The 26,074-nt window shown below is 66.3% G+C and carries 21 protein-coding genes; 15 read left to right on the forward strand and 6 right to left on the reverse strand.

Annotation, left to right across the window (positions count from 1 at the left end; all coding sequences use genetic code 11):
• Nucleotides 1-16: 16 nt before the first annotated feature.
• From J5M67_RS03635 to J5M67_RS03680, 10 genes are all read left to right on the forward strand, one after another.
• Nucleotides 17-826 carry an ABC transporter substrate-binding protein gene (locus J5M67_RS03635; RefSeq protein WP_207883384.1) on the forward strand — a complete coding sequence of 270 codons (810 nt, stop codon included), beginning with the start codon at nucleotides 17-19 and terminating at the stop codon, nucleotides 824-826.
• A gap of 65 nt (nucleotides 827-891) precedes the next feature.
• A complete protein-coding gene (locus J5M67_RS03640) occupies nucleotides 892-2,448 on the forward strand; it encodes an amino acid ABC transporter permease/ATP-binding protein (RefSeq protein WP_207883386.1) in 1,557 nt (518 codons plus the stop codon).
• A gap of 293 nt (nucleotides 2,449-2,741) precedes the next feature.
• On the forward strand, nucleotides 2,742-3,203 hold the full coding sequence (locus tag J5M67_RS03645; protein WP_207883388.1) for a chemotaxis protein CheW: 462 nt from the start codon (nucleotides 2,742-2,744) through the stop codon (nucleotides 3,201-3,203).
• Complete coding sequence (locus tag J5M67_RS03650) at nucleotides 3,190-4,695, forward strand: CheR family methyltransferase (RefSeq protein WP_207883390.1); 1,506 nt, start codon at nucleotides 3,190-3,192, stop codon at nucleotides 4,693-4,695. Before J5M67_RS03645 ends, J5M67_RS03650 begins: the two co-directional genes overlap by 14 nt.
• On the forward strand, nucleotides 4,692-5,297 hold the full coding sequence (locus J5M67_RS03655) for a chemotaxis protein CheW (RefSeq protein WP_207883392.1): 606 nt from the start codon (nucleotides 4,692-4,694) through the stop codon (nucleotides 5,295-5,297). Before J5M67_RS03650 ends, J5M67_RS03655 begins: the two co-directional genes overlap by 4 nt.
• An 18-nt stretch (nucleotides 5,298-5,315) precedes the next feature.
• Nucleotides 5,316-6,947: a methyl-accepting chemotaxis protein gene (locus J5M67_RS03660; RefSeq protein WP_207883394.1), complete on the forward strand. Its 1,632-nt coding sequence runs from the start codon at nucleotides 5,316-5,318 to the stop codon at nucleotides 6,945-6,947.
• A 7-nt stretch (nucleotides 6,948-6,954) separates the two neighbouring features.
• Nucleotides 6,955-9,156, forward strand: a complete 2,202-nt coding sequence (locus J5M67_RS03665) for a response regulator (RefSeq protein WP_207883396.1) — start codon at nucleotides 6,955-6,957, stop codon at nucleotides 9,154-9,156.
• A 44-nt stretch (nucleotides 9,157-9,200) separates the two neighbouring features.
• Nucleotides 9,201-10,256, forward strand: a complete 1,056-nt coding sequence (locus J5M67_RS03670) for a chemotaxis protein CheB (RefSeq protein ID WP_207883398.1) — start codon at nucleotides 9,201-9,203, stop codon at nucleotides 10,254-10,256.
• A gap of 14 nt (nucleotides 10,257-10,270) precedes the next feature.
• Complete coding sequence (locus tag J5M67_RS03675) at nucleotides 10,271-13,846, forward strand: EAL domain-containing protein (protein ID WP_207883400.1); 3,576 nt, start codon at nucleotides 10,271-10,273, stop codon at nucleotides 13,844-13,846.
• A 337-nt stretch (nucleotides 13,847-14,183) separates the two neighbouring features.
• On the forward strand, nucleotides 14,184-15,563 hold the full coding sequence (locus tag J5M67_RS03680) for a cytosine permease (protein WP_207883440.1): 1,380 nt from the start codon (nucleotides 14,184-14,186) through the stop codon (nucleotides 15,561-15,563).
• 72 nt (nucleotides 15,564-15,635) lie between these two features.
• On the opposite strand, the gene J5M67_RS03685 is transcribed toward J5M67_RS03680, so the two are convergent.
• From J5M67_RS03685 to J5M67_RS03695, 3 genes are all read right to left on the reverse strand, one after another.
• Nucleotides 15,636-16,385 carry a Mut7-C ubiquitin/RNAse domain-containing protein gene (locus J5M67_RS03685; protein WP_207883402.1) on the reverse strand — a complete coding sequence of 250 codons (750 nt, stop codon included), beginning with the start codon at nucleotides 16,383-16,385 and terminating at the stop codon, nucleotides 15,636-15,638.
• Between the two features lie 66 nt (nucleotides 16,386-16,451).
• A complete protein-coding gene (locus tag J5M67_RS03690) occupies nucleotides 16,452-17,153 on the reverse strand; it encodes an EthD domain-containing protein (RefSeq protein WP_207883404.1) in 702 nt (233 codons plus the stop codon).
• 141 nt (nucleotides 17,154-17,294) lie between these two features.
• Nucleotides 17,295-17,948: a peroxiredoxin gene (locus J5M67_RS03695; RefSeq protein WP_207883406.1), complete on the reverse strand. Its 654-nt coding sequence runs from the start codon at nucleotides 17,946-17,948 to the stop codon at nucleotides 17,295-17,297.
• Between the two features lie 306 nt (nucleotides 17,949-18,254).
• Here J5M67_RS03695 and J5M67_RS03700 point away from each other — a divergent pair, with 306 nt between their 5' ends.
• Nucleotides 18,255-18,545 carry a GYD domain-containing protein gene (locus tag J5M67_RS03700; protein WP_207883409.1) on the forward strand — a complete coding sequence of 97 codons (291 nt, stop codon included), beginning with the start codon at nucleotides 18,255-18,257 and terminating at the stop codon, nucleotides 18,543-18,545.
• Nucleotides 18,546-18,633: 88 nt separating this feature from the next.
• On the opposite strand, the gene J5M67_RS03705 is transcribed toward J5M67_RS03700, so the two are convergent.
• Entirely contained in the window at nucleotides 18,634-19,767 is a 1,134-nt protein-coding gene (locus tag J5M67_RS03705) for an LLM class flavin-dependent oxidoreductase (RefSeq protein ID WP_207883411.1), read from the reverse strand.
• A 128-nt stretch (nucleotides 19,768-19,895) separates the two neighbouring features.
• Nucleotides 19,896-21,080 carry a flavin-dependent monooxygenase gene (locus tag J5M67_RS03710; protein ID WP_207883413.1) on the reverse strand — a complete coding sequence of 395 codons (1,185 nt, stop codon included), beginning with the start codon at nucleotides 21,078-21,080 and terminating at the stop codon, nucleotides 19,896-19,898.
• 234 nt (nucleotides 21,081-21,314) lie between these two features.
• Here J5M67_RS03710 and J5M67_RS03715 point away from each other — a divergent pair, with 234 nt between their 5' ends.
• From J5M67_RS03715 to J5M67_RS03730, 4 genes are read left to right on the forward strand one after another with little or no spacing between them, the layout of a single operon-like run.
• Nucleotides 21,315-21,833 carry a flavin reductase family protein gene (locus tag J5M67_RS03715; RefSeq protein WP_207883415.1) on the forward strand — a complete coding sequence of 173 codons (519 nt, stop codon included), beginning with the start codon at nucleotides 21,315-21,317 and terminating at the stop codon, nucleotides 21,831-21,833.
• Nucleotides 21,834-21,838: 5 nt separating this feature from the next.
• Nucleotides 21,839-23,500 carry an FAD-binding protein gene (locus J5M67_RS03720; RefSeq protein ID WP_207883417.1) on the forward strand — a complete coding sequence of 554 codons (1,662 nt, stop codon included), beginning with the start codon at nucleotides 21,839-21,841 and terminating at the stop codon, nucleotides 23,498-23,500.
• Nucleotides 23,501-23,512: 12 nt separating this feature from the next.
• Nucleotides 23,513-24,268, forward strand: a complete 756-nt coding sequence (locus tag J5M67_RS03725; RefSeq protein ID WP_207883419.1) for a glucose 1-dehydrogenase — start codon at nucleotides 23,513-23,515, stop codon at nucleotides 24,266-24,268.
• 12 nt (nucleotides 24,269-24,280) lie between these two features.
• Nucleotides 24,281-25,360 carry a ferredoxin--NADP reductase gene (locus tag J5M67_RS03730; protein WP_207883421.1) on the forward strand — a complete coding sequence of 360 codons (1,080 nt, stop codon included), beginning with the start codon at nucleotides 24,281-24,283 and terminating at the stop codon, nucleotides 25,358-25,360.
• Between the two features lie 205 nt (nucleotides 25,361-25,565).
• On the opposite strand, the gene J5M67_RS03735 is transcribed toward J5M67_RS03730, so the two are convergent.
• A partial coding sequence (locus J5M67_RS03735; protein WP_207883423.1) for an SDR family NAD(P)-dependent oxidoreductase occupies nucleotides 25,566-26,074 on the reverse strand: 509 nt, incomplete at its 5' end.

The raw sequence follows: 26,074 nt of genomic DNA on the forward strand, positions 1-26,074 counted from the left end.
GACTGGAGCAATCACGATGCTGAAAACCACCCGCACCCTCCTGGCCGCCGCCGTTGTCGGCGCCACCCTGTTGGGCACCCTGCAAACCGCCAGCGCCGCCGTGACCAGCACGCCGGGGCAGTTCAAGGTCGGCATGGAAATCACCTATCCGCCCTTCGAGTCCTACGACGGCGACAAGGTGGTGGGTTCCGACCCCGAGCTGGCCGAACTGCTGGCCAAGCACATGGACCTCAAGACGAGCTTCGTGAACACCAAGTTCTCCGGGCTGATCCTGGGCCTGAACGCCGGTCACTTCGACGCGGTGATTTCCGGCATGTACGTCACCCCCGAGCGCGCCACCCAGGCCATGGCGATCCCCTACGCGCAGACCGGCGCGGCCATCATGGTCCCGGCTGACAGCAAGGAGCGCCCGGCGAAGCCTGAAGACCTCTGCGGCAAGAAGATCGGCCTGGAGAAGGGCACCACCTGGGTGCCGAAGTTCGAGGAGCTGTCCAAGACCTACTGCGTACCCAACGGCAAGGGCCCTATCAGCGTGAGCGAATACCCGTCCGCGCCGGAAGTGACCCAGGCGCTGCTGTCGAAGAACGTCCAGGCCCAGGTGGAGATTTCCGGCGCCGCGCACATGATCGCCGAGCGCTCCAAGGGCCGCGTAGTGGTCAGCTCCACCGAGCTGATCTACAAACAAACCTTGGGCATGTACGTGAAGAAGGGCAATCAGGAGCTGTACGACGCACTCAAGACCGCCTTCCAGAAGACCAAGGACAGCGGCGAATTCGCTGCCCTGCTGAAGAAGTACGCTCTGGAAGACGCTCCGGCGACCGAGTGATTCCGCTTTAACGCAACATGAAAGACGGGGCTGGCCTCGCGCCAGCCTCGTTCGCCGAGGTCTCCATGCAATTCGACTGGTCCTACTTCTTCTCCCTGTTCTCCTTGCCGGATTTCTGGAAGGCCTGCGTCACGGTGATCGAACTGAGCGCCCTGACCTGGCTGATCGGCATGGTCCTGGGCTTCCTCCTCGCCTGTGCCAAGCTCTCGGGCTCGCGCTGGCTGCGTGTGCCGACGGCGCTGTACATCTGGTTCTTCCGCAGCGTGCCGCTGCTGGTGCTGGTGGTGTTCGTCTACAACCTGCCGCAACTCTTCCCGGCCAGCGGCGCGCTGCTGTCCGATCCGTTCATTTCCGGCCTGCTCGCCCTGGTGCTGACCGAGGCGGCGTACATGGCCGAGATCCATCGCGGCGGCCTGATCTCCGTGGCCAAGGGCCAGAAGGAAGCCGGTCGCGCCCTGGCCATGGGCGGCATCGGCATCCAGCGCCTGATCGTCATTCCGCAGGCGTTCCGTATCTCGCTGCCGACGCTGATCAATGAGTACGTCACCGTGGTCAAGCTGACCTCGCTGGTCTCGGTGATCTCCCTCACCGAACTGCTGCAGGTCGGCGAGCGCCTCTATGCGCAGAACTTCCTGGTGATGGAAACCCTGTCGGCGGTCGCCATCTACTACGTGCTGATCGTCACCCTGTTCGGCTGGGGCCTGCAGTACCTGGAGCACCGCCTGGACCTCAACGCCCGCAAGCCGGAAACCCTGGCCGGCGAACAACTGGAACGCCTGCGCAAGAACCTCCCGGCAACCCCGGTGGCCGGCCGCGAGGCCGCTCCGGCCGGTGCGCCGCCGGCGCTGCAGCTCAAGGGCATCCGCAAGAGCTATGGCAAGCACGAGGTACTCAAGGGCGTCGACCTGAGCGTGGGCAACGGCGAAGTGGTTTCGATCATCGGCCCGTCCGGCTCCGGCAAGACCTCGTTGATTCGCACCGTCAACGGCCTGGAAGGCATCGACGGCGGCACCACCGCGCTCTTCGGCAAGCCCTACATCGAAGCCGGCAAGCCGAACCCGGCGCGCCTGCGCGAGGGCGTGCAGCACATCGGCATGGTGTTCCAGAACTTCAACCTGTTCCCGCACCGGACCATCCTCGACAACGTCACCCTGGCGCCGCGCTTCCACGGCCTCGCCGGCCGCGACATCTGCGAGCAGAAGGCCCTGGCGCTGCTGGACAAGGTCGGCCTGCTGGCCCATGCGCACAAGTACCCGCACCAGCTCTCCGGCGGCCAGCAACAGCGCGTGGCCATCGCCCGTGCGCTGGCCATGGCGCCGGCGATCATGCTGTTCGACGAGCCGACCTCGGCGCTGGACCCGGAGCTGGTGGGCGATGTGCTCAACGTGATCCGCGACCTGGCGAAGGAAGGCATGACCATGGTGATCGTCACCCACGAGATGGACTTCGCCATGTCGATCTCCGACCGGGTGCTCTTCATGGAGCACGGCCAGGTGCAGGTCGATGCCGCACCGGCACGCATCCGCAATGGCGAATGCGGCGAGCGGGTGATGCGCTTCATCGGCCTGGAGCGCCAAGCCGAGCAGGACGAGGCCCAGCGCCGGGAGTTCCTCGCCGGTTGACGTCGAATGGCCAGGCGGCGCGCGGGTGCGCCGCCTGGAAATCGTCCCCCGGACGGAATAAAGGCCCGGCGCAGCAAGCGCCGGGCCTTGGCATTGGGTCGCCGGAAAGCCTGGAGGCAATCACGCCCGCCAGCTTCGGGCGCCATTTCGCTATCGACCTCAACATCTCGGGGACCGCTCGAGTTCGAAATCATCTAAGTATCCTGAACCTCCTTCTGGACGGAAGCTGGCACTAAGCTACCTTTCACCATAAGAGCTAGCGGCAGCAGGGTCTTTCTATGGATAGATGTTTCGTGCTGCCATTCCGGCTGGCGGGGCGGCACCTGGCGGTGAGCCTGGACTCGGTGGTCCGTGTGCTCCCCGCTTTGCTGTGGACGCCGCTCCCCGGCGCTCCGGATACGGTGTTCGGGCTGGTCAACGTGCGCGGGCAGGTGTTGCCTGTGGTGGACCTGGCCCGGCGCTTCGCCTGGCCGTCGGCCCCTCCGGCTCTGTGGCAGCCCTTTCTCTGGCTGAAGACGCGGCAGCGCGAGCTGCTGGTGCCGGTGGAGGCCGTGGAAGCTGCCGCCAGTTGCGCCGCTGAAGACTTTTCCCCAGCCCCCCATCCGCAGGTGCCCTCGGCGCTCCTCAAAGGTGTAGTCCGCACTGCCGAAGGACTGTTGCTGATCCAGGATGTGGAGCAGGTACTCTCCGACGCGGACGAAGAGTGCCTGGCAGAGGCCCTGATGCTCGCACGAGGCGCCAATGGACGTGGTTGAGCCTGTCTGCTCGGCACGGGTACTGGAGGTGCTGCAGCATAAGGTCCACCAGCACCTGGGGCTGGATTTCTCCGGTGCACGGAGCGACGAGCTGCTGCGCCGTCTCAGACTGCTGGCTCTGGATCAGGGCCATGCGGACCTAGCGGAGTGGCTGGAGGCGTTGGCCTTCGCCGAGTGGGACGAGCCCCGGGTGCAGGCGCTGACGCCCGTATTCACAGTGGGGGAGACCTATTTCCGCCGGGATGCCGAGGCCTTCGACTGGCTGGCCCGCCAGCACCTGCCGCCCCTGATCGCGCAGCGTCGCGACCAGGGCTGCCGGCACCTGCGTATCTGGAGCTCGGCCTGCTGTACAGGAGAGGAAGCCTACGGCCTGCTGTTCCTGCTCGACGGCCTGTTAGGCACGGAACGCGCCAGCTGGTCGATCGAGCTGTTTGCCAGCGACTTGAACCAGGCCTTCCTGCAGCGCGCGGAGCAGGGTTGCTATGGTCAGAATGCCTTCCGTCGCAATAATGATGACGACTTTCGCCACCAGTATTTCCAGCCAGAAGGCCGGCACTGGCGGGTAAGGCCGCAGTGGCGCGGGCGCATCCGCTTTTTCACGCACAATCTGGTGCAAGGCTCTCTACCCGACGCCAGCAAGGGGCTGGCCGGGTTTGACCTGATCCTCTGCCGCAATGTGTTGATGTATTTCTCCCCGGAGCAATCGGCTGGCGTCCTGCGCCGCCTGCTGAAATGCCTGCGCGGCGACGGCCTGCTGCTGCTGAGCGCGGTGGACGCGGGGCTGGCCACCCATGCCGGTTTCTCGGGCTTCTGGGCTGGCAGCAACTTTGCATTGGGGCCCGGAAGCCGCCTGCCGCCCCCTCCCGTCGCGGCGTCACCACCGCCGGTAGTTCGGTCCTTCCAGTGGCAGCCGCAGCTCCCGTCGCGGTCGAAGACACCCGAGCCGGCGCCGGCTCCAGCGGAAAGTCCCGTCGAGCGCTCCCGCGACCTGTTCTGGCAGCAGGCCACGCAGGCGCTGCAGCACGGCCACTATCCGCAAGGCCGACAGGCCCTGCTGAACTACCTGGCCAGCCCCGGACTGACTCAGGTGCACAAGCACCAGGCTTGTCTGCTGATGGCTCGCAGCTGGGCGGACCAGTTGCGTGACGACGAAGCGGAGTCCTGGGTGCGGCGTGCCCTGGCGCTGAACCCCACCTCGGCCACCGCTTACTGGCTGGAAGCCATGCTGGCGCAGCAGAGGGGGGACGAGCGAGCCGCCCTGGTGGCGCTGCAGAAAGTGTTGTACCTGGAGCCCGAATTCATCCTCGGCCACTTCCACCTGGCCCGGCTGCTGCGCGGGCGCGGCCAGTTGGCCGCCAGCGAGAAGGCCTTGCGCAACTGCCGTGATCTGCTCGGCCGCCAGCCCCCCGACGCGGCAGTGCCTGAAGGAGAGGGCTTGAGCTGCGCGCAATTGCTGCGGCTCTGTGAGCAACTGATGGAGGCGCGGTCGTGACGGGCGAGACCAGCAAAGGCGATTGGGCGGAAATCCACGAGCGTCTGGCGGAGTTCGAGCGGCGCATCGAAAGCGGTTTCGCCATCAGCCCTGAGGAGCGGGAAGAGCGGCTGGCGGCGCGTAGCCGCGACTGGGCGCGCAGCGCCGAACCGGAACAGGCGGACGCCTGGCTGGAAGTGCTCCGCTTCAGTCTCGGCCAGGAGATCTACGCGGTAGAGGCCAGGCATGTTTCGGCGGTAATGCCACTGGCGCAGTTCACTCCGTTGCCGGGCACGCCCGCCTTTGTCCTGGGGATAGTCAACGTGCGCGGGCACATCGTCTCGGTGCTGGACCTGCGGGTGTTCTTCGAATTGCCCATGCAAGGCATTTCCGACAGGAACTACCTGGCGGTACTGCGCGGGCCGGAAATGGAGTTCGGCCTGCTGATCGACCGGGTGCACGGCATCACGCGCATCCAGCGCGACAGCCTGCAGCCTGGCCTGGCGAACCTGTCCGGCATTAGGGCGAACTACTTGCTGGGGGTCACCCCGGATCAATGGACGGTGTTGGACGGTGCGCGCCTGCTTGGAGATTCCGGCCTGCGCATCAATGCAACCGATTAGGCACAAGGAGAAAGGACCATGCTGGGCAATGTCATGAACCTGCGCATCGGCAGCAAGCTGCTGCTGGCCTTCGCCGCCCTGATCCTGGCGTTCGGCTCGCTGCTGTTCTTCACGCTGGAAAGCTTCTCCGACCTTCAGGCAACGGAGGCCGCGCAGTTCAAACGGCGCTATGTGCGGATCTCCGACGTGAAGGAACTGCTGCTGAATCTCACCTTGCAGAGGGCGGAACTCCAGCAGGCGCTGCACGACGGTTCGCTGGAGAAGCGTGACGACAGCGTGCAGCGCTATACCGCCGCCAACGACGAAGTGCTCGATCGTCTGCGCGCAGAGGCGGTGGATGACCAGGTGACCTTCGACCTGCTGGATCAGATGAAGGTCCTGCGCGCCGACTACGTGCGTACGCGCGACAACGAACTGATTCCGCTCATCGCCAGTGGACGCCTGGATGAAGCGCGTAACGTGATGAGCGGGGCGCAGCACCAGAAACTGGAAAAGATCTACGACCTCGGTCAGCAACTGGTAGCCCATACCGACAAGCGCATCCACGCGGGCATGGAGCAATCGGCGAGCATCCTGCAAGCCCTGCGGGAACGGATCTTCTACTGCAGCCTGGTCCTGGTGCTGGTCAGCGGGGTGCTGGCCTGGTTGCTCAGCCGTCATATCGCGCAACCTCTGTGGCGCCTGACCAGCTGGGCCGAGCAGATCGGTCGTGGCGAAATCCCCCGGGACATTCCCAGCTCTGCCCGCCAGGACGAGGTGGGCCGCCTGACCATGGCCTTCGACAACATGAGCCGTTACTTGCGCGATCTCGTGCAGGAGTTGAACGAAGGAATTTCAGTGCTGGCCACCGCCAGCGAAGAAATCCTTGCCGTCACCACCCAGGTGGCGTCGGGCACCCAGGAGACCGCCACCGCCATCAGCGAGATCGCGACCACGGTGGAAGAGGTGAAGCAGACCGCGGTTCTCTCCGGCACAAAATCCCAGGCGGTCACCGAAAGTGCCGAGCGCACCCGCCAGGTGGCCCAGGTCGGGCGCCAGTCGGTGGAAGAAACCCTCAAGGGGATGAGTCAGATCCGCGCGCAGATGCAGGCGGTAGCCGAGAGCGTGATGCGCCTGGGCGAGCAGAGCCAGACTATCGGTGAGATCGTCGCCTCGGTGAACGACCTGGCCGAGCAGTCCAACCTGCTCGGGGTCAACGCCTCGATCGAGGCGGTGAAGGCGGGCGAGGCCGGCAAGGGCTTCTCGGTGGTGGCGCAGGAGGTGAAGACCCTGGCCGAACAGTCCAAGCAGGCCACGGCACAGGTACGCAGCATCCTCGGCGACATCCAGAAGGCCATGACCCGGGCGGTCATGCAGGCGGAGGAGGGCAGCAAATCGGTGGAGAGCGGTTATGAGCGCGCCCAGGTCAGCGGCGAGACGATCCGCTCGCTGAGCAGCAGCATCGAGGAATCCAGCGAGATGGCCGTGCAGATCGCGGTCACCAGCCAGCAGCAGATGATCGGCATGGACCAGATCGGCACGGCGATGGAGAACATCCGCCAGGCCAGCCAGGACAACGTCGGCGGCACCCGCCAGGTCGACATGGCGGCGCGCAACCTGCACCAGCTGGGCCTGAAACTCAAGGGGCTGGCCGGCCAGTTCAAGTTGTGAGGTCGCCATGAGTCTGGATCGGGAAGCCCTCAGACAGCGCCTGCTGGCCAGTTTCCGCAGTGAGGCGCAGGAGCGCCTCGGTGTGCTCGGCGATTGTCTTGCCGGCTGGCGCGAGGGCACGACGTCAACGGATTCGGTGGAGTCGCTGTTTCGCGAGGTGCATAGCCTCAAGGGCGCCGCCCGGGCCGTCGGGGCCGGAGAGATCGAGCAGATCTGCCATGCCTGGGAAAGTCTGCTGGCCGCGGTACGCCACGGCCGTCTGGAGCTTACGCCGGAGCGCATCGAACTGTGCCGCAGCACACTCAAGACGGTACGACGGCTGCACGACGGCCAGACCGTGGAAGAGTATGACCAGAAGCACCTGATCGAGTGCCTGGAAGCCGCTGCCCTTGGCAACCCCATCGACCTGCCGGAGGCCTTGCAGAAGGCCGTGGAGTCGCCGCTGACGGACCCGGCGACCGTGCGGGTATCGGCCCAGCGCCTGGATGCGCTGCTGTTCCAGAGCGAGACGCTGTTGCAGTACAAGCTGGAGGCTCAGGCCCACGCGCTCAGCCTGCAGGCGCACGTGGCCGCCTTCGAGCCGCAGCGCACCAAGCGTCTGCTTGGCGGTGGTGTGCTGCGGCAGTTGCGCGACGGGCTGGACGAGCTGCCGTCAGCCACCGCCGACGCCCTCAGAGGCGTGCTCGACTACCTGGACTGGAGCCTGCTGCAACTGGACCGCCTGCACTTCAATGCCAGCCGCCTGGCGAAGACCGGCACTCATCTGGCACAAGGTCTGGAACAGCTGTCCGGCAGCCTCGACGACGAGCTGCAGCGGGTGTTGCTGCTTTCGGGCAGCGCCCTGGTGGAAGGCTTGCCGGCCATGGTCCAGGACCTTGCCGGCCAGGCCGGCAAGCGTGTCGACTTCGAGGTGAAGGGCTCCAGCTTGCAGGTGGACAAGCGCATTCTCGACGAACTGCGCATCCTGCTCACTCACCTGCTGCGAAACGCCATCGACCATGGCCTGGAGCAGCCCGATGTGCGTAGCCGCATGGGCAAGTCGCCGGCGGGCCGCCTGCAACTGGAGCTGATTCAGGAGTCGGCTGACCGCTTCGAACTGCGGGTCAGCGATGACGGCGGCGGCATCGATCTGGCGCGGCTCAGGGACAGCGCGGTATCCCGTGGCCTGCTCAGCCCGGAGCAGGCCGAGGTACTGTCGGACGCCGAGGCCGGCAAGCTGATCTTCGTTTCGGGCCTGTCCACCAGCCAGATCATCACCGACCTTTCCGGCCGCGGCCTGGGCATGGCCATCGTGCAGGAAACCGTGGAGCGCCTGGGAGGGCGCATCGAGGTGGACTCCCAGGCGGGCAAGGGCACCTGCTTCCACTTGCACCTGCCCCTCAGCCTGTCCACCTTCCGGGCGGTGATCGTGCGCGACGCCGTTCGGGTCTTCGCCGTGCCGGCACTGGCGGTGGAGCGTTGTCTGCGGCTGCCGGCGAGCGCCATGAAGAATCTGGAGAACCGCCCCACGGTCACGGTAGACGGCGAAGTGCTGCCGCTCTGGACCCTGGCTGAGGTGCTCGGGCTTGGCCATCTCGACCCGGGGGAGGGTGACCTCACCCTGTTGTTGCTGAAAGTGCGTGGCGAGCGATTCGTGCTGCTGGTGGAGGAGTTGCTGGGGGACCAGGAGATCATCGTCAAGGGCCTCGGCCGCCAGCTCATACGGGTGCGCAACCTGCTCGGCGCCACGGTGCTGGGAGACGGCCAGTTGGTGCCGATCCTGCATCCGGGGGACCTTTACCGCAGCGCCCTGGAAACCCAGGGTTCGAGCTTCGCCCAACAGCACACGACGCGCCCCGACAGCACGCGCCAGCGCTTGCTGATAGCCGAGGACTCCTTCACCTCGCGGGGCCTGCTCAAGGCGATTCTCGAAGGTGCGGGTTTCCAGGTGACGACCGCCAACGACGGGCTGGATGCCTGGAACGCACTGAAGCAAGGGCAGTTCGACTTGCTGGTCTCGGATGTGGAAATGCCCCGGCTGGACGGTTTCACGCTGACCAGCCGTATTCGTGCGGACCGTGAACTGTCCGGCCTGCCGGTGGTGCTGGTGACGGCGAGGAGTGCGGCCGAGGACCGTGCCCGCGGCCTGGAGGCCGGCGCCAATGCTTACCTGGTGAAGAGTGGCTTCGAGCAGGACAGCCTGCTGGACGCCATCCGTCGGTTGATCTGAAGGGGGCGCCGATCAAGGGATCGGTGCCAGGGAGAGGCAGGGCCATGCGCATACTGATAGTGGATGATTCGCCGGTTGCCCGCCTGCTGCTGCGCGCAATTTTCGAGGCTGAGGGGTTCCTGGTGAAGGAGGCCGCAACCGGGGAGGAAGCGCTCAAGGTGCTGCTGAGCTTCACGCCCGACATCATCACCATGGACGTGCACATGCCCGGCATGGACGGCTACGAAACCACCGAACACATTCTCGAGCGCTATGCGCTGCCGGTGGTGGTGATCACCGCCAGTGCCAACGCCTATGCCTCGGCCACCGCCATGCGCGCCCTGGAGGCCGGCGCCCTGGCGGTGCTGGACAAGCCCAGGGGCCCGGATGCCGATGATTTCAACGAACGGGTCAGCGAGATAGTGCGCACCCTGCGCAGCATGGCCCAGGTGAGGATCGTGCGGCGCCCGCGCAAGGTCAATGTCGACCTCGCGCGCCAGCAGACGCTCGCGGAACTGGTGGCGCAGAGCTTACGGACACCGCCACAGCTGGTGGCCATCGCCGCCTCGGCGGGCGGGCCCGCCGCGCTCAAGAGTCTGCTGGAGCGCCTGCAGCCGCCTCAACCCTGGCCGCTGGTGCTGGTGCAGCACATCGCCACGGGCTTCCTGCCAAGCTTTCGAGACTGGCTGGCGACCCTCACCCATCTGCCCGTGCTGATCGCCGAGGACGGCTCTGCGCTGGAGCCGGGCCGGCTCTACCTCGCGCCCGACGGCTGCCATCTGGGGGTCACCGGCAACTGCCGGGTGGCCCTGGATGGCGGGCCGCCGGAGGAACTGGTGCGGCCCTCGGCCAACTTCCTGTTCCGCTCCGTCGCCCGGCACTTCGGCGCCCATGCCATCGGCATCCAGCTCTCGGGAATGGGCCGCGATGGCGCGGAAGGCTTGGCGGCGATGCGCCAGCGCGGCGCGCTGACGCTGGTGCAGGAGCCGTCCAGCGCCATGATTGATTCCATGCCCCAGGCGGCCATAGGCCTGGACGCAGCCCGGCAGGTGCTGACGCCGGACGGAATGTCGACATTGCTCAACCGGATCGCCGAACACCTGGCGGCCAAGAGGGAATGAAGGGGATGGACACCATGTACACGGATGCCGAAATCCTGGTGGTGGAAGACAGCCCGACGCAGGCCACCGAGCTGCAGTACATGCTCGAATCGGTCGGATGCAAGGTGAGTCTTGCACGCAACGGCGTCGAGGCGCTGAGTATGATTGCCGTGCGCCGGCCGACCATTATCATCAGCGACATCGTGATGCCGGAGATGGACGGCTACGAGTTGTGCCGGCGGGTCAAGGGGGTGGCCCAGACCCAGAATATCCCGGTCATTCTCGTCACTTCCCTGGCCGATGCCCGCGACGTGGTGCACGGATTGGCCTCGGGCGCCGACAACTTCATCGTCAAGCCATTCGACGAGAAGTACCTGATGTCGCGCATTCGCTACTTCCTGGTGAATCTGGAGCTGCGCACCCACGAACGGGTGCAGATGGGCGTGGAGGTGGTGCTGGAAGGGGAGCGCCACTTCATCACCGCCGGCCGCCAGCAGATCCTCGACCTGCTGATTTCCACCTACGAGCAGGGTGTGCGGCTGAACCACGAACTGCAGCTCAAGCATGACGAGCTGGCGCGCAGCAACTCGCTGCTCAACTGCCTTTTCCACTTCACCAGCGGCCTGACCGACGCCCGCGACGAACAGCACGTGATCGATGCCGCACTGCGGCGCATCCTCGAATTCCCCGACGCTGGCGGCGCGTGGCTGCTGATGACCGATGCGCGCGAGTCGGACAATGCGGTGCGCCTGGCGGGCTTGCGCACGCGCGGGAAGGGCTATGACCCGGATGTCGTCGCCCGATGCGCCAGCGACTGTCCGTGCCGGCATGCCTGGGTCAGCGATGGCCTGGTCCAGCCGAGCAACTTCGAGGGCTGCCCGGCTCTTGTCGCGCTCCCCGGCAAGCCGGTGCACGCCAGCATCCCGTTGGTCCTGGCCGGAGAGATCATCGGCATGCTCAACGTGGTACAGCGCGATGCCCGGGCCTGGCCCGAGGAGGCCCTGCATGCCCTGGCATCCATTGGTCGCCAACTGGCCATGGCCCTGGGCCGGGTGCGTCTGTTCGAGAGCATGGAACAGCTGGTAGAACAGCGCACCGAGGCGCTGGCACAGAGCGAAGCGCTGCTGCGCAGGGTGCTGGACAGCCTGCCAGTAGGGGTCCTGGTGACCGACCAGCAGGGGCGGCTGGTCATGAGCAATCCGGAAAGCAGCCTGATCTGGGGCGGGCCGCTTTCCATCGCCGCGGAGGGCTACGAACAATACCGCGGCTGGTGGGCCGACAGCGGCGAGCCCGTGACGGCGGAAAACTGGTCGGCGATTCGCGCAGTGCGCCAGGGCCAGGTGTCGCGCAACGAAGTCATCGACATCCAGACCTTCAAGGGCGGGCAAAAGACCATCCTCAACTCGGCTGTGCCCTTCTTCGACAGGAGCGAGGTCATCCAGGGCGCGATCGTGGTGTTTCAGGACATCACCGAGCAACGCAATCGCGATCTGGAGATGCGGACCCTGACACGAGCCGTGGAGGCCAGTGTCAACGCAGTGGTGATCACCGATAACGAACAGCCTGACCAGCCCATCGTCTACGTCAACCCTGCCTTCGAGCGCATCACCGGCTACGCGGCCGACGAGGTGCTGGGGCGCAACTGCCGTCTCCTCCAGGGCGAGGACCGGGCTCAGCCGAGCCTGGACAGTATCCGCCGGCTCCTGGCAGCCCAGGAGGAGGGCGGTGCGCTGCTGCGCAATTTCCGCAAGGACGGCTCTGCCTTCTGGAACGACCTCAAGGTGTCGCCGGTGGTGAACGACCGCGGCAAGGTCAGCCACTTTGTCGGAATTCTCCACGACGTTACCGAAAGCAAACGCTACCAGGACGAACTGGAGCACCAGGCCAACTACGACAGCCTCACCGGCCTGCCCAACCGCAACCTGCTCAACGACCGCATCAACCAGGCCATTGCCCTGGCCGCGCGTAACCATAGCCGCTTCACGCTGGCCTTCATGGACATCGATCGCTTCAAGGTGGTCAACGACAGCCTCGGCCACAACGCCGGCGACCAGTTGCTGGTCCAGATCGCCAACCGCCTGCGGGAGAGTGCCCGGGAGATCGATACCGTGGCGCGTCTGGGCGGCGACGAATTCATCGTCCTCCTGGTGGAGATCGACCAACTGAGCGAGCAGGTGACCCTGCTCGAGCGACTCAAGCAGAGTATCGCGGCGCCCATGATGCTGGACGAGCAGGAAGTGGCGGTCAGCTGCAGCATCGGTTTCTGCTGCTATCCCAGCGATGGCCGCGACGCCGTCACGCTGCTGCGCAACGCCGACACGGCGATGTACCAGGCCAAGCACCAGGGGCGTAACCGCATCTGTGCCTTCATGCCGGAGATGAACGAGCAGGTGCAGAAGCGCTTGTCCATGGAGCAGGAAACCCGCCTGGGTCTGCAGAACCAGGAGTTCATGGTGGTCTACCAGCCGCAGATGGACCTGCAGAGCGGGCGCCTGTGCGGATTCGAAGCACTGGTACGCTGGAACCGCAACGGCAGGATGGTCAGCCCGGACGAGTTCATTCCCCTCGCCGAGGAAACCGGCTGGATAGTCGCCATCGACTTCTACGTGCTCGATATGGCCTGCCGGCAACTGTGCACCTGGCGTGACGCGTTCAATCAGGGACTGACCATGGCGGTCAACCTCTCCGCCATCAGCTTCGCCGAGGCCGATTTCGTCGAGCGCGTGCTGGGCCTTCTCGAGCTCCACCACATCCCGCCTCACTGGATCAAGATCGAGCTGACCGAGAGCATCCTGATGACCAACGCTGACGATGTCCTCCTGAAAATGCGCGCGCTCAGCGCCGAGGGCATCCACTTCTCCATCGACGACTTCGGCACCGGGTATTCGTCCCTCGGCTACCTCAAGCATTTCCCCTTCAGCCAGTTGAAGATCGACCGCAGCTTCGTCGACGGTGTTCTCACCGAGCCCGACAGCGCCTCCCTGACACGCTCAATGATCTCCATGGGCCACAACCTCGGCATCAAGGTCATCGCCGAAGGGGTGGAGAGTGTGGAGCAACTGGGTTTTCTGCGTGCCGCCGGTTGCGACGAGATGCAGGGCTACTACTATTCCCCGCCGCTACCACCCTTGGCCTGCCTGCAGTTCCTCCAGGACGACCCGGCGCTGCCCCTGCCGGTGAACATCCTCGACGGCGGCGACCGTTACCTGCTGGTAGCCGATGGTGACGCCGGCACCTTTGACGTGCTCCGGCAAGCGTTGCGCCTGGAGAACTACCGGGTACTCAGCGCTGACTCCAGTGAAGCGGCATTCAAGCTCATGGTGACCCACCCGGTGGATGTGGTACTGGCCGGCCTTTCCCTGACTGACCAGGACGGGGTGGATTTCCTGCGGCGGATCAAGGTGATCCACCCGGAGGCGATTCGCATGGCCCTCTGCGGTGCCGCCGAGGTGGGAGGCATCCTCAAGGCGGTGAACGAGGGCGTGATCCATCGCTTCGTCACCGATCCCTGGGCCCCGGACGACCTGCGCAACCAGTTGCGCGATGCTTTCCAGCAGCGCGAACTGCACCGCGAGGTCAAGCGCATGCGCGAGGAGCTGGGGCGAGCGTAGAGGCAAGGGTCGGATGCGCTGGGCGGCTTGGGCGATTCGATAGCGGCAAGGCGCCAGCGCGCTACAGTGAATCGGGCATGAGAAGAAACTGAGGGCGGTAGTGCAGTCCTGCCGGTGAACGACTAGAACGAAAAGCCCCGTTGGGTAGGCGGGGCTTCGAGGCAGCTCTTCACCTGCTGGGCCACTCGCGCCCGGCAGAACCCACCCCTGAACAGATAGCCGCAGGGTAGACGCACCGCCGATCGCCTGGGTCGCTGGTAGCTACGAGATGTTCGTAGCCAAGCCGAACGGCCCTCCACAAGCCACTGATAATCGGAGGATTAATCAGGAGGCGGTCGTGAAGCTTGAAAAGCGAAGTATCGAGTTTGTCCCTCACGCTGAGCGCTATGGCACGCCCAGACGGTTGTTCACTATCTGGTTCAGCTCCAATTTCCAGGTAACGGCCCTGATGGTCGGTACCTTGGGTATCGCCTCGGGCTTGAGCTTCGCCTGGACATTGCTCGGCCTGCTGATTGGCAATCTCGTCGGCACCATCTTCATGGCCGCGCATTCCGCCCAGGGGCCTCACCTGGGCGTTCCGCAGATGATCCAGAGCCGCGCGCAATTCGGTGTGCATGGCGCCGCGATTCCCTTGCTGGTGATGGTCATCGCGGCGGTGCTGTTCCTGGCCGCCAGTGGCGTGCTGATGCGCGATGCCCTGAAGGCGCTGGTGCCTGTCACCGATGACCAGGCCATCGTGATGGTGGGCATTCTGACCTTCGTCATCGGGTTCGTGGGCTATGAGCTGATCCACCGCCTGGGGGCGTGGATGAGCCTGGCGTCAACGATCGTATTTGCCTGCGCGCTGGTCCTGATCCTGCTGCTGCCCGGCAATGCGGCACCGACAACGGTAGCCGGCGCGGGCTTTTCGCTGACGGCCTTCAACCTGGTTGTCGCCCAGGCGGCGTCCTGGACGCTGGGTTATGGCCCCTACGTGGCGGACTACTCGCGCTACCTGCCGGCCAATGTCAGTACGCGCGCCACGTTCTGGACGACCTACTGCGGCTGCGCGCTCGGCTCCTTCGCCATGATGGCGCTGGGTGCCCTGATGGCCGTCCTGGTCCCGGCTGCGCTCGGGCATGACCCGGCAACCTCGATTGCCACGCTGTTCGGCCCCTGGGCACCGCTGGCGCTGGGCGTGATCGCGCTCGGGGTGATCCAGTACAACGTGCTGTGCCTGTACAGCGCCTACATGTCGTCGGTGACGATCTTCGGAGCCTTTGGCGAGCTGCGACAGGTCACGGCATCGGCAAAGGCCCTGGTGATGGCGGTGCTGAGCATCGCCGCAACCCTGATCGCCATCGCCACCCAGTATCGGTTTGACACCTTCTTCGCCGACATCCTGATTGGCCAGCTCTATCTGCTGATCCCCTGGAGCGCGATCAACCTGGCTGACTACTACTGGGTGTGTCGCGGTCACTACGATGTGGGCGAGTTGTACGACGCCAACGGTCTGTATGGACGCTTCAATCGAAAAACGCTGGCGGTGTACGCCACCTCGATCATCGGCACGCTGCCGTTCATGAAGCTGTCGTTCTACACCGGCTTCGTAGCGGATTGGCTGGGGGCGGACATCAGTTGGATCGTCGGCCTGGTACTCGCCGGCGCGCTGTACTGCATGGTGAACAGCCAGAGCGCAAGCACGCAGCGCCAACTCCAGTTCCCAGTTCCTGATTGATGCCCAGGGCAGATCGCCGTCGCGAAGCTGCCCGCGGAACCTGTCTGCATTGAAGTGCGCCGGTGCGCCTGCTTAGACGTTACCGGTGCGCAGCAACGGCTCCAGCAACGCCCGCATGCTCCGCCAGTGGGAGCCTTCCCAGAACACCTGGTCGCAATGGTCGCAGGAGAGGAACAGCGCCTGTCGCTCGGCCACCCTCGGCGGTACCCGCGAGCGCGCCTGTTCCGCCGGCAGTTCGCGCAGCGGGTGGTTGCAGCGCAGGCAGCGGCTGAAGGGCCGGGCGCTGCGGGCCAGGTCCAGGCGTTCGAAGAGCTCCGCCAGTTGCTCCCGTGGCTTGAGGGCGTGCAGGTAGCAGCCGTGGCTGATGATGCTGCGCTTGAGCAGCTCGCGGTCGCGGGTGAGCACGATGCGGCCTTCGTGTGCGCTGATCTGCGCGATCTCGCTGTCGTCGAAGGCGTTCTCGTAGAGGGTGTCGAAACCGCTCATGCGCAGGAGCGCCGCGAGGCCGCCCAGGTGGGCGTCGGCGACGAAGCGCAGCACCCGCAGGGGGCTGGCGCGCACCCGCAGCAGCGGGCTGATGTCCAGGCGTTCGAACATGGGATAGACCGCCAGGCGGTCGCCATCGAGGATGGCGCGGTCGAAGTCCACCGACTCGCCGTCGAGTAGGATCAGCTCCACCTCGGTGTGAGGGATGCCCAGGGCTTCGATCATGTGCTTGACCGTCGCGCCGTCCGGGCAGGCGCAAGCGAACTCGCGTCGGCGGCGGTCGGCGGGCAGGAAATCGTTGAGCTCCTCGTAGAAGCGAAAGGTCGCGCGGGTCATGCCGTTGAGTATGGCAGGCCCGCGCGGGCAGGGCGGTTCAGCTCCGCAAGGGCGGTTCGTTCCCGGTCACAGCGGGTATTGGCTGGTGAGCACGACGCCCAGCTGGTCGAAGTCGATGAAGCGCTGGCAGCTGTCCATCATCACCGCGAGGTTGTCCTGGAACTTCGCCTCGTCGCCCGGCGCGTCGAAGAAGGCCATGGGGTCGGTCATCGCGGCCGGCGGGAAGCATTCCTCGACGATAGCGGCGAGCGGCGTGGCGCCAGGGGTGAGCACCTGCACCACGAGGTTCTGCACGTAGAGGAAGTTGTCCTGGGTGTCGATGGCGACCCGCATGTGGTGGTTCTGCCAGATGTCCAGCCAGGCGGCGTGGGTCAGGCGCGGCGGCAGCTGCAGGAAGGCCAGCTGGGAGAAACCGTGGGTGCGCTGGCCGGCCTGGGCGGGGAAGCGGGTGTTGGGGATCGGCACCGATTCGCAGACCAGGTAGCCGGCGATCCGCGCGCAGGCGGCCTGCAGCGCCTCCTCGTACGGGCGGCGGAATTCGCCCACGGCACTGTCGACCCAGAAGCTCACCACCGCGTGCGGCAGCGGGCCGGCCTGCTCCTGGCGCAGGCCATCGGCCGGACGCACGTCGGCATCATCCAGGTTGAGCTGCAGATGGCGTGCGCCCAACTGGGCCAGGCGCGGCGCCAACCCGGTGCGCAACTGCTGGATGAAGTCCTCGGCATCGGCGCGGCTGTCACGCCAAACCAGGTAGATGACCTTCTGCATGGCAAAGCTCCTCGTTTACGACAGGACCCATTCGGGCGAAGAGCTGCAACCATGCATGGGGTGTCGGCCGGCGCCATCGTCTGTGCGGACTAGCCGGCTACTGGGACCTTCCTCCCCGCTGCCGGGGAGGAGGGTGGAGCGTTACTTGGGCTGGGCGACCACGCGCAGGTACGGCTTGAGGGTCTTGAAGCCCTGCGGGTATTTCTTTTGGGCATCCTCGTTGGACACCGAGGTTGGGATGATCACGTCGTCGCCCGGCTTCCAGTTCACTGGCGTCGCCACCGTGTGCTTGGCGTTGAGCTGGATGGCATCGAGCAGGCGGAGGATCTCGTCGAAGTTGCGCCCGGCGCTCATCGGGTAGGTCAGGGTGGCCTTGATCTTCTTGTCCGGGCCGATCAGGAACACCGAGCGCACGGTCGCGTTGTCCACCGCCGTGCGCGGGCCGCCGCTGGCGTTGGGGTGGATCATGTCGTAGAGCTTGGCCACCTTCAGGTCGTCGTCGCCGATGAGCGGGAAGTTCACCGCGTGGCCCTGGGTTTCGGCGATGTCGCCGACCCAGGCGTGGTGGTCGCTGACCGGGTCGATGCTCAGGCCAACCACCTTGGTGTTGCGCTTGTCGAATTCCGGTTTCAGGCGGGCCACGTAGCCCAGCTCGGTGGTGCAGACCGGGGTGAAGTCCTTCGGGTGGGAAAACAGGATCGCCCAGTGATCGCCGATCCACTGGTGGAAGTTCAGGGTGCCTTCGGTGCTGTCTGCGGTGAAGTCGGGGGCTTCATCGCCTATTCGTAGGGACATTTCCGTTCTCCGTATGGGATTGGGGTGTCTGGACAGGCCGCGCGAGCCGAAGGGCGGGCCGTGGGCTGGAAAGTATAGGTGTACGTTCGGCATGCCGCCCGGCGGGGTAGCGGATCAGCGGTCGTGCCGGGGCGCGCGGGGGCTGCTAAGCCTGTTCTGTGGAGGTCGTCGGATGCGTGCTGGTCGACGTGGCTCGCGGTGCAGGGATGCCGCGTGCATGCACGTCGGGAAGGGTGGCGGTCTTCTTCCGGTGCAGTGGCTTCCGCGCCATCGATCGTCGCCGATGCATCCGACAGGAGCTGAACCATGGCTACCTTCATTTCCCTGGTGAATTTCACCGACCAGGGCATCCGCAACGTCAAGGACTCGCCCGATCGCTACACGGCCTTCCGGGCAATGGCCGAGCAGCTCGGTATCTCGGTCAAGGCCGCCTACTGGACGACGGGCGGCTACGACATGGTGCTGATCGTGGAAGGCGCGGAGGATGTCGCCACCACGCTGCTGCTCAAGGTGGCGTCGCTGGGCAACATCCGCACCCAGACCCTGCGCGGCTTCTCGGAGCAGGAGTTCCGTGGGCTGATTGACGCCATGCGTTGAAACGCCAAACGAAAACGGGGCGGCCCGAAACCGGCGCCGCCCCGTGCTTGCCCTGTCCGACCCGCCAGGAGCGGGTCGGAACCTCGACTCAGGCGGTCCTGGCCTTGTCGCGGAAGTAGGGGATGACCTTCTCGCCGATGTTCTTCAGCGTTTCCAGCTGCGCCCACTGCGGCACGGTGCCCATCTGGCAGATGAAGAGGATTTCATCGGCGCCGGCGTCGATCAGGCGCTGCACGTAGCCGATGCAGTCGTTCACGGTGCCGTAGGCGTGGTTGGGGTTCATCATCGCCATGGTCGGGTCGGAGAAGTCCACGGCGACTTCCTCGGAGGCGAAGCGCGAGCGGATCACCGCCTGGCCGTTGCCGTCGACGAAGGTGTCGTCCTGCCACTTGGCCGGGTCCGGGCGCTCGCCGCCGGCGTACCAGTACGCCAGGGATTCCATGAAGTAGCGCTGGCCACGGATGCCGATGGCGCGGGCTTTCTCGTTGTCGTCGAGGACGATGGCCGGGCACAGCGCGGCGATGTGGCGGTTGGGGCGGAAGCCGACCTGGTTGGCTTCGTCACGGTTGTCCCAGGCCTCGTGGTACACGGCCACTTTCTTGGCGATCTCTTCCGGGCCGCCGAAGCCCAGCACCAGGGCACCCATGCCACGGCCGCCGGCATTCTTCAGCGACTCGGTGTTGGTGCAGGCCAGGTACATCGGCGGGTGCGGATCCTGGTAGGGCTTGGGATGGATCGGGCGCTTGGGGATCTTCACGTATTCGCCGTTATGCTCGATCTCGTCCTGCACGAACATCTTCGGGATGAGGTACATGGCTTCGTCGATCTGCGGCTGCAGGGTGGCCAGGTCGTAGCCGAAGGTGCCGGCTTCCTGCTGGGTGCCGCCCTTGCCGACGCCGAAGTGCACGCGGCCCTTGGACAGCAGGTCGAGGGTGGCGATGCGCTCGGCGACCTTCACCGGGTGGTTCATCGCCGGCGGCAGGCAGACCACGCCGTGGCCGATGCCGATGCGCTCGGTCTTGCCCGCGACGAAGGCCAGCATGGTCTCCGGGGCGGACATGTGGGAATAGTTGGTCAGTGCGGTGTGCTCCACGCACCAGAAAGTGTCGAAGCCAAGCTTGTCGGCCAGCACGGCCTGTTCGACGGTGTCGTCGAAGACGCGACGGTCGCCTTCACGGGTGCTGTCCAGGGTCTGGGCTTCATAGATCAGAGAGAATTTCATGGGATGCGTCCCTTGTTAGTATGGGCGGCCAACGGGTTCAGCCTCGTGGGCCATGTTCTGTGTTCGCCGGCGCCTCGGAATCGCCCGAATGGACTACGCCGAAACGCCGGATAGTTCTTGTGTGTGGGTCAGAGGAAGAAGTCGGTGGAGTCCATGCCCATGCTCACGCCGCCCAGGTTCCAGGCGTACTTGGCCGGGCTGTTGGCGACGTGCGCGCGACCGGTGTGGATGTCGCGGAAGGTGCGGTTGATCGGGTGCTCGCGGAAGATGGTGGAGGCGCCGCTGTTGAACATCAGCGCGCCGGCCGCGCGGGCGCACTTGTCCGCCACCAGGGCCGAGTCGTAGCGCATCTTCACCCGCTCGGGCATGGTCAGCGGCTCGCCGTCGCGGGCGCGCTGCATCATCAGTTCGAAGTTGCGCAGCAGCACGGTGCGGCACTCGTCGGCCACCACCATGGCGTCCGCCAGCGCCTGCTGGGCGCCCGGGTCCTGACCCATCTTGCGGCCGTCGTTGACGCCGACGCGGGCACGGTTGTGCTCGACGAACAGGTTCACCGCGCCCTGCAGCGCGCCGATAGCGGAAGAGGACACCGCACGCACAAAGATCTGCCCGAACGGCAGGCGGAACAGCGGGGCGGTGTTCACCGCGTTGCCCGGGCTGTTCTGCATGAAGCCGTCGAGGGCGCGGTGGGTGCGGTAGTCCGGGACGAAGGCATCTTCGACCAGCACGTCGTGGGAGCCGGTGGCTTCCAGGCCCATCACGTTCCAGTTGTCGACGATCTGGTAGTCGCTGCGCGGTACCAGGAAGGTGCGGTAGTCCGGCGCGCCGCCCGGTTCGCTCGGCGGCACCATGGCGCCGAGGAAGGCCCACTCGCAGTGCTTGCTGCCGCTGGAGAAGCCCCAGCGACCGGACAGGCGGAAGCCGCCTTCCACCGGGGTGACCTTGCCCACCGGCATATAGGAAGAGGAGATCAGCACGCTGGAGTCCTTGCCCCAGACGTCCTGCGCGGCGCGGTCGTCGAACAGGGCCAGCTGCCAGTTGTGGATGGCCACCACGCCCAGGACCCAGGCGGACGACATGCAGCCCTCGGCGAGGGTCATCTGCACTTCGAAGAAGTCCTTGGGCTCCAGCTCGTAGCCTTCCCAGCGCGCCGGCTGGAGGATGCGGAAGAAGCCGGCTTCGTGGAAGTCACGGATGGTTTCCTCCGGCAGCTGGCCCTGGCGCGCGGCGTCGGCGGCGCGTTCGCGCAGCACCGGTACCAGCTCACGGGCGCGCTGGCGGAGGCGCTGGCGGATCAGTTCCTGGTCGAGCATCTTGTTGTTCTCCTGTGGTCGCCCCGCAGGGCCTGCGCTTGGCCACCGCGCAGCTACGCAGGGGGCCTTCGCTGGCATTTGAACAACGCGCAACTGGCTCGACATCCTACAAACGGACCATATGCCGCCCCGGCTTCGGAGCGCCGGGGCGACTAGTCCCCTCGGACGATGTTGCGCCCTTGGCCCGGTCACAGAATTCATCGCACAACAACAAACCCCAATGAGGCCCGTGCGATGAGCCAAGACACTCTGAAAGCCGACATGATCCAGGCGATGCGCCGGCTGGCCAAGTCGGTGACCATCATCACCACCAGCGATGGCAGCGAGCGTTTCGCCATGTCCGCCACTGCCGTTGATTCGCTGTCCACCGAGCCGCCGTCGCTGCTGATCTGCGTGAACAAGACCGCCTCCCTGCACCGCGTGCTGGATGCCGGCGCGGACTTCTGCGTGAACATCCTCGGCCAGGAGCAGGAGCACCTGTCGCACCTGTGCAGCGGCCCGGTAAAGGGCGAGGGCCGCTTCGCCAGCGGTGACTGGCGCAGCGCCGAGTGCGGCGTGCCGTACCTGGCCGATGCCCAGTCCAGCGTGATCTGCGAGCAGGACGGCAAGTTCGCCTATGGCACCCACACCATCTTCATCGGACGCATCCGCGAGATCCGCAACAACCCGCGCATCACTCCGCTGATCTACATCAACGGCACCTACACCACCGCTGTCGCCGTGCAGCCGGTGAACGTGGCAGCTGCGGGTTGAGAGCCATGAGCGGCATCGGGCCGATTGCGCCGCTGCGCCTGGCCGAAGGCGCGCAGCCGAACTGGCACGCGCAGACCGACCTGCTGGTGGTCGGCTTCGGCGGCGCTGGTGCCTGCGCCGCCCTGGAGGCCCGCGAACGCGGCCTGGAAGTGCTGGCCCTGGATCGCTTCACTGGCGGCGGTGCCACGGCGCGCAGCGGCGGGGTGGTCTATGCCGGCGGCGGTACGCCGTACCAGGCCCGTGCCGGTTATAACGACGACGCGCAAGCCATGTTCAGCTACCTGCGCGGTGAAGTCGGCGATGCCGTGAAGGCCGAGACCCTGCGCGATTTCTGCGATCACAGCGTCGAACAGCTGGCCTGGCTGGAACGCCAGGGTGCGCGCTTCGAAGCCAGCGTGCCGCCGCACAAGACGTCCTATCCCAGCGACCGCTACTACCTCTACTACTCGGGCAACGAGTCGGTGCCGGCCTATGCCAGCCTGGCCCGCCCGGCTCCGCGCGGGCACCGTACCAAGGGTGCCGGAATGTCCGGTGCGGCGCTGTTCTCCGCTTTGCGGACTTCCGCGAAGGCGAACGGCGTGCAGCTCTACAGCCAGTGCCAGGTGCGCCGGCTGGTGCAGGATGCCAGCGGCGCCGTGGTCGGTGTCGAAGCCTGGCGCCTGCCGCCGGGCAGCCTGGCTGCGCGCCGGCATGCCTGGCTCGGCCGCGTGGCCACCGCCGTGCATCCCTACGCGCCGCCGCTGGCCGAACGCCTGATCGCCGCGCTGCGACGTATCGAGCTGCAACACGCCGAGCCGATCCTGATCCATGCGCGCAAGGGCGTGCTGCTCAGCGCCGGCGGCTTCGTCTTCAACCGCGACATGCTCGCCGAACATGCTCCGCACTATCTCCCCGCTCTGCCCCTGGGCACGCCGGGCTGCGACGGCAGCGGCATCCGCCTGGGGCTTGGCGTGGGCGCCGCAACGCAACGGCTGGAGAAGGTCAGCGCCTGGCGCTTCATCAATCCGCCGCTGGCCTGGGCCCGTGGGGTGATCGTCAACGCCCGCGGCGAGCGCTACTGCAACGAAGAGGTCTACGGCGCCACCCTCGGCCATGCCATGGTGGAAGAGCAGGGCGGCCGCGCCATCCTGATCCTCGACCGCGCGCTGCTCAAGGAATCCCTGCGCCAGGTGGGACCGGGCAAGGTCTGGTCGTTCCAGCGCCTGCCGGTGCTGCTCAACCTGCTGTTCAACCGTCGCCGTGGCGATACGCCCGCCGCCCTGGCCCATGCCATCGGCGTGCCGGCCGAGAACCTCAAGCACACCCTCGAGGAATACAGCCGCGCCGCCCGGGGCGAACACACCGATGCCTTCGGCAAGTCGCCGGCGATGCTCGCCGACCTGGACGATGGCCCCTGGTACGCCCTGGACCTGTCGGTGGACAGCAAGCTCTACCCGTGCCCGGCCATCACCCTGGGCGGGCTGCGCGTCTGCGAACGCAGCGGCCGCGTGCTGGACGACGCCGGCGCGCCGATTCCGGGGCTCTACAGCGCCGGTCGCAACGCCGTGGGTGTCGCCTCCAATCTTTACGTATCCGGCCTCTCCATCGCCGACTGCGTGTATTCCGGCCGTCGCGCCGCCGCCCATATGGCGGCCCGCGTGCAGGCCTCCATCCCTGAAACCGCCTGAAGGACAACAAGCATGAATCGAGTACAAGGCAAAGTCTGCATCGTGACTGGCGCGGCCAGCGGCATCGGCCGCGAGGACGCCCTGCTGCTGGCCGCCGAAGGCGCCCGCGTGGTGATCACCGACCTCAACGAAGAGGCCGGCCGTGCCGTGGCCGCCGAGATCGGTGGCGACGCGTTGTTCATCCGCCACGACATCGCCAGCGAAAGCGACTGGAAGCACGTGATCAAGACCACCGTGGAGCGCTTCGGCCGTCTCGACGTGCTGGTCAACAACGCCGCCATCCTGGCCGTGGCCAGCATCGAGGACACCAGCCTGGAGCTGTGGCGCAAGGTGCAGACCATCAACGGCGACGGCTACTTCCTCGGCTGCAAGTACGCCATCGAAGCGATGAAGGAAACCGGCGGCGGCTCCATCGTCAACATGTCCTCCGTGGCAGCCCTGGGCGGCATGGCGGCGTTCTGCGCCTACTCCGCGTCCAAGGGCGCCGTGGCGGCCATGACCCGTTCCATCGCCGTGCACTGCAAGCAGCAGGGCTACCGCATCCGCTGCAACAGCGTGCACCCGGATGGCGTCAACACCCCCATGACCCAGGCCCTGGCCGGCGGCCAGCCGATTCCCCAGGAAGCGCTCGATGCCGACCCGATGAACCGCATGTGCGCGCCGAAGGACATTGCCAACGTGGTGCTGTTCCTGGCTTCGGACGAGTCGCGCTTCATCAGCGGCGCCGAGCTGCGCGTGGACAACGCCCAACTGATCAGCGGCGTCTGACGGAGCGTGACGATGGGCAGTGCGCAGACCCTGGCGCCGCAAGCGGAGCCAACCGCCGCCGGCACCTACCGCCTGGAAGTGGCCGACGTCATCGAGGAAACCGCCGACGCGCGCTCGCTGGTGCTGCGCGTGCCGGCGGAGCTGGCCGGACGCTTCAAGTACCGCGCCGGGCAGTTCCTCAGCTTTCGCGTGGCGCTCGACGGCAAGACCCTGACGCGCTGCTACTCCATGTCCAGCACGCCCGGGCTGGACGAAACGCTGCGGGTGACGGTCAAGCGCGTGGCCGGTGGCCGGGTGTCGAACTGGATGAACGAGCGCGTGCGTCCGGGCGACGAGCTGGAGGTGCTGCCGCCCGCTGGCCACTTCCACCTCGGCGAGCCGACGCGCGACCTGCTGCTGTTCGGCGGCGGATCGGGGATCACCCCGGTGTTCTCCATCCTGCGTGAGGCGCTGGCCCATCGCGACTGCCGCATCCGCCTGGTGTACGCCAACCGCGACACCGACTCGGTGATCTTCTGCGACGCGCTGCGCCGCCTGGTCTCCGAGCACGGCGAGCGCCTGCAGGTGATCCACGTGCTGGACAACCTGCAGGGCTTCCTTGCCGCCAGCGATGTGCGCCACCTGCTGCGCGGCTGGGAAGAGGCCGAATGCTTCATCTGCGGTCCCGGCCCGTTCATGGATACCGTGGAAAGCACGCTGCTGCGCGAAGGCGTCGATTCCGCGCATATCCATGTCGAGCGCTTCGTTTCGCCGCCCGACCCGGACGCGCTGGAAGCCGCGAGCGAAGAGGCCCGCAGTGCCGCCGCCGAATCCGGTGCGGAAAGCCTGGTGGTGGCGCTGGACGGCGAGGAGCACCAGGTGCCCTGCATCGCCGGCGAGACCCTGCTGGAAAGTTGCCGCCGCGCCGGCCTTGCGCCGCCGGCCTCCTGCGAGGAAGGCTTCTGCGGCGCCTGCATGTGCAAGGTGGAGCAGGGCGAGGTGCTGCTGCCGCGCAACGACGTGCTCAGCGCCGCCGAGATCGCCGAAGGCTGGACCCTGGCCTGCCAGGGTCGCGCCGGCAGCCGCGAGGTGCGGGTGCGCTTCCCCGATTGAATGGCTTTGTCGAGTTGCTCTCGAGTGTGGGGCTTGTGCCGCCCCCTTCCTTCACCCGGCTTCGGCCGGGTTTTTTTTGCCTGTTTTACGGACTGTCGTGGGGATTCGGGAGGTCGGCCTGGCTGGCCGGGGATGCGTGCCGAGCCGCCAGCGGTCGCTGGCGAGAAACCGTGCGGGCAGCCCGGAGCGGGCCGCCCGCTGCGGGCTAGATCGGCGAGCCCGGCAGGCCGGGGTAGTAGGCGCCGGCGGCCACGCCGCCATCCACCGACAGTTCGCTACCGTTGCAGTAGCTGGCTTCGTCGCTGGCGAGGAACAGCGTGGCGCGGGCGATCTCCTCCGGCGCGCCGATGCGTTGCTGCGGCACTGTGCGGTACGCCCCGGCCAGCTCGTCGCGGGAGGCGCGGGAGGGGTTGGACATCAGGGTGTCGACGCCGCCCGGATGCACCGAGTTGACCCGTACGCCGTGCGGGCCGAGCTCCAGCGCCGCGACCTTGGTCAGGCCGCGCACGCCCCATTTGCTCGACACGTAGGCGGCCAGGGCATTGACGCCCCGCAGCCCGTCCACCGAGGAAATGTTGACGATCGAACCACGGCCTTGTTCGCGCATGATCGGCGCCACGCTGTGGATGCCGAGGAAGGTGCCGGTCAGGTTGATCGACAGCGCCCGCTCGAACTCCGCCTTGGACAGTTGCTCGATGGCGCCGAACACCAGCA

Source organism: Pseudomonas sp. 30_B, assembly GCF_017491605.1.
Classification (GTDB): domain Bacteria; phylum Pseudomonadota; class Gammaproteobacteria; order Pseudomonadales; family Pseudomonadaceae; genus Pseudomonas.